At 63.0% G+C, this 12,768-nt stretch carries 12 protein-coding genes; 9 read left to right on the top strand and 3 right to left on the bottom strand.

What is annotated here, in order from left to right; translation table 11 throughout:
• Positions 1–66 precede the first annotated feature (66 nt).
• From mscL to RTCK_RS07610, 4 genes are all read left to right on the top strand, one after another.
• A complete protein-coding gene (gene mscL, locus RTCK_RS07625) occupies positions 67–495 on the top strand; it encodes a large conductance mechanosensitive channel protein MscL (protein ID WP_142592360.1) in 429 nt (142 codons plus the stop codon).
• Between the two features lie 94 nt (positions 496–589).
• Positions 590–1,759 carry a pyridoxal phosphate-dependent aminotransferase gene (locus RTCK_RS07620; protein ID WP_142521876.1) on the top strand — a complete coding sequence of 390 codons (1,170 nt, stop codon included), beginning with the start codon at positions 590–592 and terminating at the stop codon, positions 1,757–1,759.
• A 156-nt stretch (positions 1,760–1,915) separates the two neighbouring features.
• Positions 1,916–2,950, top strand: coding sequence for a UDP-glucose 4-epimerase GalE (galE, locus tag RTCK_RS07615; protein WP_142592359.1), 1,035 nt, complete (start codon positions 1,916–1,918; stop codon positions 2,948–2,950).
• Between the two features lie 111 nt (positions 2,951–3,061).
• Positions 3,062–4,228, top strand: a complete 1,167-nt coding sequence (locus RTCK_RS07610) for a FecR domain-containing protein (RefSeq protein WP_142592358.1) — start codon at positions 3,062–3,064, stop codon at positions 4,226–4,228.
• On the opposite strand, the gene RTCK_RS20990 is transcribed toward RTCK_RS07610, so the two are convergent.
• Positions 4,225–4,353 carry a hypothetical protein gene (locus RTCK_RS20990; protein ID WP_268963123.1) on the bottom strand — a complete coding sequence of 43 codons (129 nt, stop codon included), beginning with the start codon at positions 4,351–4,353 and terminating at the stop codon, positions 4,225–4,227. The two genes, RTCK_RS07610 and RTCK_RS20990, sit on opposite strands and share 4 nt — an antisense overlap.
• On the opposite strand from RTCK_RS20990, the gene RTCK_RS07605 reads away from it, so the two are divergent.
• The gene (locus RTCK_RS07605; protein ID WP_268963122.1) at positions 4,301–7,129 is read left to right on the top strand and encodes an EAL domain-containing protein; all 2,829 of its coding nucleotides are present in this window, start codon (positions 4,301–4,303) and stop codon (positions 7,127–7,129) included. The two genes, RTCK_RS20990 and RTCK_RS07605, sit on opposite strands and share 53 nt — an antisense overlap.
• A gap of 6 nt (positions 7,130–7,135) precedes the next feature.
• On the opposite strand, the gene RTCK_RS07600 is transcribed toward RTCK_RS07605, so the two are convergent.
• Positions 7,136–7,360: a hypothetical protein gene (locus RTCK_RS07600; RefSeq protein ID WP_142592356.1), complete on the bottom strand. Its 225-nt coding sequence runs from the start codon at positions 7,358–7,360 to the stop codon at positions 7,136–7,138.
• A 205-nt stretch (positions 7,361–7,565) separates the two neighbouring features.
• On the opposite strand from RTCK_RS07600, the gene RTCK_RS07595 reads away from it, so the two are divergent.
• The gene (locus RTCK_RS07595) at positions 7,566–8,042 is read left to right on the top strand and encodes a hypothetical protein (RefSeq protein ID WP_142592355.1); all 477 of its coding nucleotides are present in this window, start codon (positions 7,566–7,568) and stop codon (positions 8,040–8,042) included.
• On the opposite strand, the gene RTCK_RS07590 is transcribed toward RTCK_RS07595, so the two are convergent.
• Positions 8,015–8,749, bottom strand: a complete 735-nt coding sequence (locus RTCK_RS07590) for a response regulator (protein WP_142592354.1) — start codon at positions 8,747–8,749, stop codon at positions 8,015–8,017. The two genes, RTCK_RS07595 and RTCK_RS07590, sit on opposite strands and share 28 nt — an antisense overlap.
• Before the next feature lie 119 nt (positions 8,750–8,868).
• Between RTCK_RS07590 and RTCK_RS07585 the strand changes: the two genes are divergently transcribed.
• From RTCK_RS07585 to RTCK_RS07575, 3 genes are all read left to right on the top strand, one after another.
• Complete coding sequence (locus tag RTCK_RS07585; RefSeq protein WP_235988609.1) at positions 8,869–9,615, top strand: Crp/Fnr family transcriptional regulator; 747 nt, start codon at positions 8,869–8,871, stop codon at positions 9,613–9,615.
• Between the two features lie 22 nt (positions 9,616–9,637).
• On the top strand, positions 9,638–11,554 hold the full coding sequence (locus RTCK_RS07580; protein WP_142592353.1) for a hybrid sensor histidine kinase/response regulator: 1,917 nt from the start codon (positions 9,638–9,640) through the stop codon (positions 11,552–11,554).
• 283 nt (positions 11,555–11,837) lie between these two features.
• A complete protein-coding gene (locus tag RTCK_RS07575; RefSeq protein ID WP_142592352.1) occupies positions 11,838–12,731 on the top strand; it encodes a helix-turn-helix domain-containing protein in 894 nt (297 codons plus the stop codon).
• Positions 12,732–12,768: the final 37 nt, after the last annotated feature.

The following is a 12,768-nucleotide window of genomic DNA, read 5'->3' as shown; positions in this document are numbered from 1 at the left end:
TGGTCCTCCGGAAGGACAGCGGGGGCTGCATCATCGCGTGGTGCCGTCGGTCAGGAAAGGAAGGTCATGTCAGTAGTCTCCGAGTTTCGCTCTTTCATTGCCAAAGGCAACGTGATCGACTTGGCCGTGGGTATCATCATCGGCGGAGCGTTCACGGGTATTGTCAATTCACTGGTCAACGACATCATCATGCCGGTGGTGGGCGCCATCATCGGCGGCATTGATTTCTCCGACTACTTCATCCCCCTTTCATCCGGCGTAACGGCGCCCACCCTGGCGGCCGCGCGGGAACAGGGAGCGGTCTTCGCCTACGGCAGCTTCGTCACCGTTATCCTGAATTTCCTGATTCTCGCCTGGATCATCTTCCTGATGGTCAAGGCCGTGAACCGGATCCGGGTGGCGGAAGAGAAGAAGCCGGTCGAAGAAGCGCCTGCTCCACCGCCCGCCGACGTGCAACTGCTGACGGAGATCCGCGACCTCCTGAAGACCCGTTGATTCCATCACCCGAATCGATGCCAGCCTCACCGTTTGTCATGGGATTCGTGATCGCCTCTGGGCTATGAAGGGCGATCGAACGGAGAGTGATTTGATGTCGGTATTGGAGAGGCTCAGCCCGCGAGCGCTTGCCGCGCCCGAAAGCGGTATCGTGGAAGTGATCACCTATGCGCGCGGCCGGGAAGGGCTTATCCCGCTTTGGGCCGGCGAAGGGGACCTGCCTTCGCCGGACTTCGTCAATCAAGCCGCCAGCGAGGCGCTCCTGGCGGGCGAGACCTTCTATACCTGGCAGCGCGGTATTCCCGAACTGCGGGAGGCGTTGTCGCGCTATTACCGCCGGCACTTCTCGGTCTCGCTCCCCAGCGAACATTTCTATGTCACCGGCTCCGGCATGCACGCCATCATGCTCGCAGTCCAGGCGCTCACCTCGCCCGGAGACGAGCTCATCTACCTCTCGCCGGCCTGGCCGAACATCGTCGCGGCGGTCGAACTGGGCGGCGCCAAGGCGGTGGCGCTTCCGCTGGATTTCGCCAATGGCGGCTGGTCCCTCGATGTGGCAAAGCTGGAAGCGCTGGTGACGCCGAAGACGAGGGCGCTGTTCATCAATACCCCGTCAAATCCGACGGGCTGGACGGCAACGAGGGACGAACTCGCCGCTATTCTCGCTCTCGCCCGCAGGCACGGCATCTGGATCGTCGCCGACGAGATCTATGCGCTCTACTATTACGGCGACGGCGCGCGTGCGCCATCCTTCCTCGACATCATGGAGGAGGGAGACCGGATCATCTTCGCGAACTCGTTTTCCAAGAACTGGTCGATGACCGGCTGGCGGGTCGGCTGGCTGGTGGCGCCGCCGGAGATGGGGCAGGTCATCGAGAACCTGATCCAGTATTCCAATTCGGGCGTGGCGCAATTCCTGCAGCGGGGCTGCGTCCTGGCACTGGATCAGGGGGACGACTTCGTCCGGCAGAATGTCGAGCGCGCCCGCACGTCGCGCGACGTCCTGTGCGATAGGCTGATCGCCACCAACAGGGTCGAGACGCTCAAGCCCGAAGGCGCGCTCTACGCTTTCCTGAAGGTGGACGGCATCGCCGACAGTCGCCAGGCCGCTCTCGACATCGTCGACAAGGTCCAGGTGGCGCTGGCACCCGGCTCGGCCTTCGGCCCGGGCGGCGAACTCTTCCTGCGGGCCTGTTTTCTAAGGGACCGGCTGACAGTGGAGCGCGCCGCGGATCGCCTGGCGGGTTACATCCTCGGCCTTTGAACGTGCATCTGCCGGACCGTTAAAATTTTACGGAAGCCGCCAATTCGGCCTTATCCACGTCCGGAGATAAAGACCGGCTGATGCTGCTGCGGTAAGCAATGATGAAGGGCTGCAGTGTTTCGCTTCCTGCCAACGAACAAGGGCAGGGAGCTCGCGATGGCCGTTCTCGTCACCGGCGGTGCCGGCTATATCGGCAGTCATATGGCATGGGCGTTGCTGGATGCCGGCGAAGAGGTCGTGGTGGTCGACCGGCTTTCGACCGGCTTCCGCTGGGCGGTTCCCGCGCCGGCGCGTTTCTATCTCGGCGACATCGGCAACCAGAACCTCCTGGCGCAGATCTTCGCTGAAAACAGCATCGATGCGGTGATGCACTTCGCCGGCTCGATCGTGGTGCCGCAATCGGTGGCGCATCCGCTCGAATACTACGACAACAACACGAGCAAGACACGGCTGCTGGCCGCCGCCGCGATCGCGGCCGGGATTCGCCACTTCGTCTTTTCCTCGACAGCTGCGGTGTACGGTGAGCAGCAGGATGATACGCCGGTTCTGGAATCGGCGAACCTCCAGCCGAAGAACCCCTACGGCCAGTCGAAGCTCATGTCCGAGATGATGCTGCGCGATGCGGCGGCGGCCCATGACTTCCGCTACGTGGCGCTCCGCTACTTCAACGTCGCTGGTGCGGATCCCGAAGGCCGGACGGGACTGTCGACCCAGGGCGCTACCCACCTGATCAAGATCGCCGTCGAGGCGGCACTCGGACAGCGGCACGGCGTCGATGTCTTCGGCACCGACTACCCGACGCCGGACGGAACCGGTGTCCGCGACTACATCCATGTCAGCGACCTCGTCAGCGCGCATCTCCAGGCGCTCAGCTACCTTCGCCGGGGCGGCGAGGCTCTTGTCGCCAACTGCGGCTACGGCCGGGGCTACTCGGTTCTCGACGTATTGCAGGCCGTGGCGCGGATCAGCGGCCGGGAATTCGAGGTGCGCTACGGCCCCCGCCGGGCCGGAGACGCGGCAAACGTGGTCGCCAACGCGACACGGGCGCGTCGTCTCCTCGACTGGACGCCCCGCTACGACGACCTCGACGCGATCATCCGGACTGCCCTCGCCTGGGAGGAGCAGTTGATGGAGAGAAGGGTAGGCGACCTCAAGGAACTGCAGCAGCGATTGGCTTCGGCGATTTTCTGAACTCTGTGCGATCCTCGGCGAGAAAACCGCCGATCCGTCGAAACATCGCAGGTTCTTGAAGGAAATCTTAATTAGCTGGTGCTGTGCTGTGGCCAACGGGGGATTCCAGTCATGCTCACATTGCCACGCCACCTGATCGTTCTTGCGATGCTCTGTCTTTCGGCCGCTTCGGCCCTTGCAGAGGAATGGTTCGTCGAGAGATCGAGCCAGCAGGTTCAGTACACGATCGACAAGCACACATGGCAGCCTGTCAGCAAGGGAATGACCATTCCCAACAAGGCATGGATTGCCACAGGTCCGCGGGGGCGGGCCGTGCTGACTCGTGGCGTGGAGACGATTGCCATACAGCCGCAGACACTGGCGGCCATCATCACCACCGACGGGCTGTTCAGCCGCAAGACGGAAGTCGTCCAGCAGAAGGGCAAGCTGGCACTTGATATCGAGAAGCGCAGCAGGCCTCACACCTATGTCCACACGCCGTTCCTTGCTGCCGTGGTGAAGGGCACCAGCTTCAGCGTAACCGTGACCGACAAGGATGCTTCGGTTTCGGTCGAGCGGGGCCTGGTGCAGGTATCCTCCTTTACGGGAGGACAGAGTACGAATCTCGGCCCAGGGCAGAGCGCCCGCGTCGACCGGGCGCAGAACATGGACGTCGCCGGCATCACCGACGCACCGGGTGTGGTGTCCGTGGAACCGACGGCGGCCTCCGTGCCTGCAGTGGGCGCGTCCGCTCCGCTCGGTAGTACCCCTGCCTCCGGTAACTCCGACCGCGGCGACAACGGCAGCGGCGCTTCCGGCAACGGCTCCGGCAAATCCGACGGCAACAACGGAAACGGAGGCGGAAACGGCGGCGGCAATAACGGGAACGGGAACGGCGGCGGCAATAGCGGCAACGGAAACGGCGGCGGCAATAACGGCAACGGCAACGGAAACGGCGGCGGCAATAACGGCAACGGCAACGGGAACGGCGGCGGCAATAACGGCAACGGGAACGGTGGCGGCAATAACGGCAACGGCAACGGAAACGGCGGCGGCAATAACGGCAACGGTGGCGGCAATAGCGGCAACGGCAACGGCAACGGTAGCGGCAACAACGGCAACGGGAACGGGAATGGCGGCGGCAACGGCAACGGGAACGGTGGCGGCAACAACGGCAACGGCAACGGGAACGGCGGCGGCAATAACGGCAACGGGAACGGTGGCGGCAATAACGGAAACGGCAACGGGAACGGTGGCGGCAACAACGGCAATGGCAACGGCAACAATGGCAATCGCTAGAAGCGCGTCACCGCATCCCGTCTGATCACGATGAACCAGCAAAGCCTGGATCCGCGCCGGATGTTCAAGGTCTTGCCGACGCCAAGTCTCCAGAAGGGGTGGGTCACCCGGTTTCTGTGCGGCATACTGCTTTTATCCTTGCCGTTCTGGCTGCCGGAAACGCGCACGGTTGTGCGCATGGATCATCAACTGGTCGATTTCAGAGCCGCTTACGCTCCCCGAGCCGCGTCCGGCCGCTTCGTTTTTTTGGCCATCGACAAGCAAAGCCTCGACCAAGTTGGAACATGGCCCTGGCCGCGATCGGTTCATGCTGAAATCATCGACCGGCTCGTCGCGGCGGGCGCTGCCGACATCTTCCTCGATGTAGATTTCAGTACCCCGTCCACGCCCGCAGCCGACAAGCTGCTCTCCGAGGCGCTGATGCATGCCGGTGGAGGCGTAATCCTTCCGGTTTTTCAGCAGCATAGTCAGGTCGACGATCCCCACGGCGCGGTTCTGACGAAGCCGATCGGAAGCCTCTCCGACAACGCCTGGCTGGCGGCGGCAAATGTCGCGCTGACGGCTGAGGGACAGGTCCGCTCCTTCAATGCCTTCGAACTCATCGGCGGCGAGCGCTATGATTCTGTCGCTCTGACCCTGGCCGGGGTTTCGGACACGCGTCTGCCCGAAATCCTCTCCGTCGACTTCTCCATCAGGCCCGACACGGTCAGAACCCTATCGCTCGCCAGCCTTCTGAAAGGCGACATTGCGACCGAGGTCTTGGCGGGTCGATCGGTCGTGGTCGGCGCTTATGCGACGGAACTCAACGACCTGTTCCCGGTGCCGGTCTACGGCGTGCTGAGTGGCGCCATGCTTCACATAATGGCCGCAGAAACGCTGGTGCAGGAGAGAGTGCCGCGGCAGATAACCGCGTGGCCCGCCTACTTCTTCATGACACTGCTGGTGCTGGGAGCCGTCGCGTATCGCCGGCTTCCGTCCGTGAAGATCCTCGCCGCGGCTGGTTTAACGTTGGCAGCTTTGGCCGAACTGGCAGCTTACGCGCTGCAAAGGGAATGGTCGCTGGTGTTGCCGACGGTGACCCTCCACATCCTGCTCGTCGGCCTTGTCACGTTCATTCTGTGGGAGAAGCTCGGTCTCAGCACCCTTCTCGCGGAACTTGCGAGTGCGGAAAGAAGGAACCTCAGGCGGATCCTGAGACGTGTCATCAATGACAGTGTCGATGCCGTCTTCATCGTCGATGATCAGGGCAGGATCGTCGATCTCAGCCGGACCGCCGCTGCCTTCTCCTGCCCGAACTGGGAGCCGAAGCGCGGAAGCGACTTCTTCAAAGGGGCGCCGCCTGTACTGGCGGCGGCCGTCGGGCGAGGCGTGTCGGCCTTCATCGCCTCGGGTGGGTCCGCAGCGCCCGTGGTGAAGGATTTCGATCTGGTGTGCGGCGGCCGCAAGAAGCGGTTTGAGGCCGTGGTGACGCTGTCGGCGTTGGAGCATCCCAAGCTGAAGGACGGCGAACCCGACGGCAGGTCCCATGTCGCCTGCATAACCGTAAAGGATGTGACCGCCAGAAACGCCTATGAGGAAAAGCTGCGAAGGCTGTCGCAATTCGATGACCTGACGGGGGCGTTCAGCCGACGGGAACTGGTCCACCGCATCAAGGAATGCGCGAAGGGCGGCAGCCCGATGGCCGTCTTCGTCATCGACCTGCATCGCTTTTCCATGGTGAATGCCACCTTGGGGAGAAATACGGGCGATCTGGTCCTGAAGGCAGTATCCCGCCGGCTGATGGCTGAAACGCGGAGGATCGCGGATCATCCGGAGGGCGCGGTTGTCGGCAGGCTGGGGGGCGACGTCTTCTGTGTCGGGCTTGCCGTCTCCCCGACCCGGTCGTTGGCAGACTATGCCGAAGCCGTTCTGCGTATCTTTTCGAAAAGCGTGAGCTTCGGAAGATCGAGGATCGAGATCGGCGTGCGCGTGGGCGCGTGCCTGGGCAGCGACGTCGGCGGTGAACCGCTGTCATGGATCGAAGCAGCCGAGGCCGCGCTGGATCAGGCGAAGAAGGTCGGCGGAACCGGCTGGGCGCGCCACACACCTGTGGAGGCGGAGACGCTACAGCGGACGAGGCGACTGGAAAACGACATGCGCGGGGCGCTTGAAAGGGGTGAGTTCTTCCTTGTTTACCAGCCGCAGGTCGACCTCAAGACGGGCACCATCGTTGGAGCGGAGGCACTGCTTCGCTGGCAGCATCCGGAACTGGGGCTAGTCTCGCCGTTGGAGTTCATCGGCATCGCCGAAGCGAACGGCTTCATATGTGATCTCGGACGGTGGGTGTTGGAGGAAGCCTGCCGGGAGGCGGCGGACTGGCCGAGCCGCTATTCGATTGCAGTCAACGTGTCGGTCGCGCAGGTGGCGCGATCCACGATCACGCAAGACGTGCAATACGCTCTGCAGACTTCCGGACTGGCGCCGTCGAGGCTTCATGTAGAGATTACCGAATCGACCTTCGCGCTGGATACGGCAAGGCTGCTCCAGGACATGACGCAGTTGAAGACGCTCGGCGTGGTGATCGCTCTCGACGATTTCGGAACGGGCTATTCGTCCCTGAGCTATCTTGCCGACTTTCCGTTCGATGTCGTGAAGGTCGATCAGTCATTTGTGCGCAAGCTGAAGGACGACGCCGCTTCCAGGGCGATCGTGCATGCGGTTACCGGGCTGGCGACCCAACTGGGGATGACGGTCCTTTGCGAGGGGATCGAGGGCGAGATTGAATGGCGACTGTTGTCGGCGATCGGGTGCCAGCAGGGGCAAGGCTATTGTTTCGGACGTCCGCAGCCGGCCACGGCGTTCCGGGAAGCGATCGGTGTAACGCCTTCAGGAAAGGCGATTCCGGCACTCCGCAAGGGTTGATTCCCGCTACAGGCTCCTGGCCTGTCCTTGAATGGTTTCGTGGGCCGCAAGCCGGACATAGAAGGCTTCAGCGCGCCGCTCCTGCAGGTCGGTCAGCTTCTGCTCCAGCTGCAGGCGTGCGGCCTTGCCCAGAAAGTCGGCAAAGCTAGCCTTGTCCAGCCCGTCCGCTTGAAGCATCAGGCCGATCAACGGGTCCGAGAGGGCTTCCGCCAAGGTCAGGTCGGTGGGCATGATCGTTTCCTCCAGATGCTTCCTATAGCTGCCAAATGCGACAAAATTATCCCTGCCGGCCTGCCGTGTTCCTTTTGCTGTAAGAAATAATCATTAGCGAATACTGATATTGACTCGCGTCAATGCGTGTGGGACCCAAGCCGACCAAAATCGGCGGGTGTTTCGGCGCTCTTGGCGGCGAGATCCCTGGATTGGAGCCGAGGCGATGCTGACGAAATGGGAGATCGGGTTCCTTGGGGCCGGTGACGTGGCGAGAGCCTTCCCTATGCTCCAGATCGTTGCACCTGAACTCGATTTCGCCACATGGAAGCGTCTGACCGCAACCGAGGTGCTGAGACGAAAATGGGCGGTCGCGCGGGATGAAAGGGGCTACATCCGGGGGCTGGTCCGCATGCACACCGTGGAGCGGGCGAATGCCGGCAGGTTTCTGGACGTTCCGATCTTCGCCACCATCACGCTCCTGGATCAGGATGGAGTCAGCAGGGACTTGCTGAACTTTGCCAAGGCCTTTGCCTGGGAAGAGGGGTGCGATGCCATCCGGTTCCGGAATTCCGTGCCGGCCACGCCGGAGCAGCTCGAAACCGACAGCGGGCCCCCGGAAGGCTTTGGCGGAGTTCTTTACGACCTTCGGACGGACCGGCAGTGGCCGCAACCTTACGGTACGCGCCCGGTAAAAACGTAACCAATGCCCCGGACTGACTTCACCAGTTGCGGCCGTGCAGGATCGGCTTCGATCTTGCGTCGCAAGCGTACGATCTGGGCGTCGACAGCGCGGTCGAAGGCCTCGAGCGCACGGCCGCGCGTCATGTCCATCAACTGTTCGCGGGTGAGGACCCGTCCGGCATGGCGGACGAGCGCGACCAGCATGTCGAACTCTCCGGTGGTCAGGTCGACCTCCTGCCCGCCGGGGTCGCGCAACGATCGCCGGCTGACGTTGAGGGACCAGCCCTCGAAGGACAGGATCTGCTCTTCCTCAACCCGGAGTGCTTCCTTCGCAGCCGGTGCCGCGCCGCGCCTGCGCAGGATGGATTTCAGCCGGGCGTGAACCTCCCTGAGGTGGAAGGGCTTGGCGATGTAGTCGTCCGCGCCGATCTCAAGTCCGACGATGCGGTCGACGACATCGTCACGCCCGGTGAGCATCATGATGGGAACGTCCGACCGGCTGCGGATCTCCCGCGCGAGGTCGAGGCCATCCTGCCCCCCGGGAAGGGACAGGTCGAGCAGGACGGCGTCGAATCGGTTCTGCCGCATCTGCATGTGCATGTCGGCACCATCCGCAGCGCAGGTGACGGCATAGTCCTCCGCCTCGAAGTAGCGGGTCAGGAGGCTGCGGATTCTGGGGTCGTCGTCGACCACGAGCAGATGGGGAGGATTAGTTACGTCGGACATGATGCGCATCGATTAGCTTGTTACATACTGTTACACGATCCCACGCTTTGTCACACCCCCGGCATTCGGCAGTTACGTTGATCGTTTTTATTGTCACCATCACAAATGGAGACATGGCAATGTTTGTCGAGAGTGCGATCAACCCGGGAAGAGCAGTCCCCAGCCCCTTCGCGGTACAACCCGACAGCCTGCATGCCCTGTTTTCGAAATTGCCGGCCGAAAATCTCAGTGCGGGCAAGATCCTGTTTCTCGAAGGCGACGCGGCCACGTCCGTCTTCGAGGTGCTGGAGGGAAGCCTCAGGATCTTCCGCATTCTCGGCGACGGCCGCCGTGTCATCACCGGCTTCCTGAACGCTGGCGACATCCTCGGCCTCTCCTTCCGCAGCCACTATATCTACACGGCGGAAGCCATCACTCCGGTGACCGTTCGCCGGCTGTCCCGCAAGGTCTTCGAGGCCGAAGTCGCCAACTCCGCGGAGCTGCGCCCAGTCGTCTTCAACCAGATGTCCGATGAGATGGCGGCAGCCCAGGACCAGATGGTGCTGCTCTCCACGAAGAACGCGGAAGAACGGCTGTGCAGCTTCCTGTTGAAGGAACTGCAGCGCGCCCTCAAGGCCGGTGCCGTTCAGCCGCTGGTTCATCTGGCGATGACGAGGCTGGATATCGCGGACTATCTCGGCCTGACGATCGAAACCGTCTCCCGCACCATGACCAAGCTGAGCAGCAAGGGTGTCATCTCGACGTCCGGCCGCCATTCGGTGAAGGTTTTGAAGCGCGGCCTTCTTGCGCAACTGGCCGGAGACGGCGATGAATGCGAAGACGGGTGGCGTCCTGCGGTTGCTCATGGAGAGCGGCTCCGCCACTAGCATTGGGACGGGTGGCACAGGAATGGGTGAAGCAACTGCACTTGGCGAAGCAAGTCGGGAGGATCTCGATGCAGCGCTCCGGCTGTTGAACCACGCCAACGCGGTGGTGCACCGCCTCGATGGCACCGTGCTCCGCTGGACCACCGGCTGCGAGACCCTTTACGGCTGGACGCGGCAAGAAGCCCTCGGGCAGCCGCTGCATCGGTTGCTCGGGACGCGGTTTCCGTTGGCGCGCGAGGAGATTTGCCGGCAGGTCCTCGCCTCCGGCTTCTGGGAGGGAGAGGTCGTTCATCATCGCCGCAGCGGCGAGACGGTCTTCGTCGCGACGCGCTGGGTTGCCCTGCGGGTTGCCGACGAACCGGAGCCGGTCATCATTCAAACCAACAACGATGTGACGAGCATGAAGGTCGCAGAGAACAATCTGGCCGAGCGAGAGGCGCATCTGCGCTCGATCCTCGATACCGTGCCTGATTCGATGATCGTCATCGACGAAGCCGGCATCATAAGCTCCTTCAGCGCAGCGGCCGAACGGCTGTTCGGATATTCGGCCGACGAGGTCCGCGGGCGCAACGTCAAGATCCTGATGCCGTCCCCGGACCGGGAGCGGCACGACGGCTATCTCGACCGCTATGTCACGACCGGCGAACGCAGGATCATCGGCTACGGCCGCGTGGTGACCGGCCAGCGCAAGGACGGCACCCAGTTTCCGATGGAGCTGGCGGTCGGGGAGACCAGGGTGAACGGCAAGCGCATCTTCACCGGCTTCGTGCGCGACCTCACCAGCCGCCACAAGATCGAGGAGGAACTGCGGCAGGCGCAGAAGATGGAGGCGATCGGCCAACTGACCGGCGGCCTCGCCCACGACTTCAACAATCTTCTGACGGTCATCAGCGGCAATCTCGAGATGATCGAGAGCCGGCTGGAGGACGAGAAGCTGCTGACGATGCTGCACGAAGCACAGGGAGCCGCCGAAGACGGCGCCAAGCTTACCGGCCAGTTGCTGGCCTTCGGGCGCAAGCAGCCGCTGAACCCGAAGATCGTCGATGTCGGGCAGCTGATTTCCGGCTTTTCGGAGCTCCTGCGGCGTACGGTCGGCGAGACCATCGAACTGCGCACGGTCATCACCGGGGCCAGCAACGAGGCGCTGGTCGATGGCTCGCAGCTTCAGAACGCGATCCTCAACCTCACCCTCAATGCACGGGATGCCATGCCGCGCGGAGGCCGGCTCTCCATCGAGATCTCGCGCGTAAAGCTCGATGTCGACTACGCCCAGATGTACCCGCAGGTGCGCACGGGAGACTATGTGCTCGTCAGCGTCACGGACAACGGCTCGGGCATGTCGGCGGAGGTGAAGCAGCGTGCCTTCGAACCCTTCTTCACCACAAAGGGTGTGGGGTCCGGAACCGGGCTGGGACTGAGCATGGTCTATGGTTTTGCCAAGCAATCCGGTGGCCATATCCAGATCTACAGCGAGGAAGGGCAGGGGACGAGCGTCAGGATCTTCCTTCCTGCGGTGCAATATGCTGCGGACATGCCCGCCGCGGCGCCCGCCGTCGTCAAGAAGGCCCTTCCCGGCGGTTCGGAGAAGATACTGGCGGTCGAGGACGACGCGCGCGTTCGCCGCGTCACCATCTCGCGTCTCACCGATCTCGGCTATCAGGTCATCGAGGCGGAAAACGGCACCGTTGCCCTGGAGCGGTTGAAGGAGCATCCGGATATCGCACTTCTGTTTACCGACGTGGTGATGCCGGGCGGCATGACGGGCGACGAACTGGCGGACATCGTTCGTGCCGAGCGGCCGGAGATCAAGGTCCTCTTCACCTCGGGCTATGCCGAGCCGGAAATTGCCGGGCGCGAACTGGCCGCCTCGGGAAGCTGGCTGAAGAAGCCTTATACCGCCAAGGAACTCGCCATCCGGCTTCGCGAACTTCTGGATTGATGGCGATCGAAACGGATTGAACCGCCTCTGCAAGGGAGGCAAACTCTTCCCTCGCAAGGCGGCGTGTCCCGCCGTGACTTCGGCCCGCTGGGGGCTCGTGGCATGGCACGTTGCACCATTTCTTTTCTCCGCATAGATTTAACTCGATCAAACCGGTCATGTTCAGGCGGATGGTGCCGCGCCTGGCAGGTCGGCACCCCGAGCGTCACCTGTGCGATGAGATCCAGTCCATGATTTCGATACGCGAGCGCCCCGCCTATTCTCCAGTAGCAGGCGGTCGGCCTTGACCTACCTTCACTCCATGACCTGCTACACGGAGGGTATCCGCCCGCTGGTGCCGGCGAAGTGGCGCGGCCTCGACGGTTCGATGAGCGTGTATTGGGATGCGGAGGGGCAATCGGGCGCGCGGGGATACTACCTGTCGCCGGACCCTCGCTTCGTGATCTTCTTCAACGACGTCTCGCTCCATATCCGCATGGCCAACCGTGAGGAAGGCCTCGGCCGGCACGACCGGCCGATGACGCGGGCCGTCTATGTGCCGGCGGGCGTGCCGCTGTGGACGAGGTTCAACACCCCGCACCGCTTCTCGCATCTGGACCTGCATCTGCACCAGGACCGGCTGCTGCGGCTTCTCTCTCCTTCGGTCGGCGGTTCGGCGGCCCGCTCGATCCTGCGTAGGCCGGTCGAGATCCAGGAGGTCGGCCCGATCGAGAGTCTCGCCGTGCTGCTGGCCGACGAGGTGGCCACCCCTTCGAAACATGCGGTCTATGCCGAAAGCCTCGTCGGCAGCATCGCCACCGCCCTTCTCGACATTCCTCATGAAACCGGTGACGCGGCCAATGGCCGGCTCACGCAGGCCCAGATGAACAAGCTTATTTCCCGCCTCGATGCCCGCCGCGACGGCCGGCTGAGCGTGGCCGAGATGGCCGAGACGGTCGGGCTCTCGGAAAGCTGGTTCGCTAACGTCTTCAAGCAGACGACGGGCAAGACGCCGCTGCAGTGGCAGCTTTCCCGCCGGATCGAGCTTGCGCAGAAAATGCTGTCGGAGACCGACCTGACGGTTGCCGATATCGCGGCGCAGTTGGGTTTTTCGGATCAGGCGCACCTGACCAAGGCGTTCCGCCAGACGGCCGGCGCAACGCCGGCTGCCTGGCGGAGGATGCAGCAGTCCTGTTGAAATTGGCAGAACTCACCCGGAGCGCTCCGGGTGAGTT

It is taken from the genome of Pseudorhizobium endolithicum, from assembly GCF_902153245.2.
In the GTDB taxonomy this organism is placed as follows: domain Bacteria; phylum Pseudomonadota; class Alphaproteobacteria; order Rhizobiales; family Rhizobiaceae; genus Neorhizobium; species Neorhizobium endolithicum.
This window is presented reverse-complemented; position numbering and strand designations above follow the sequence as displayed.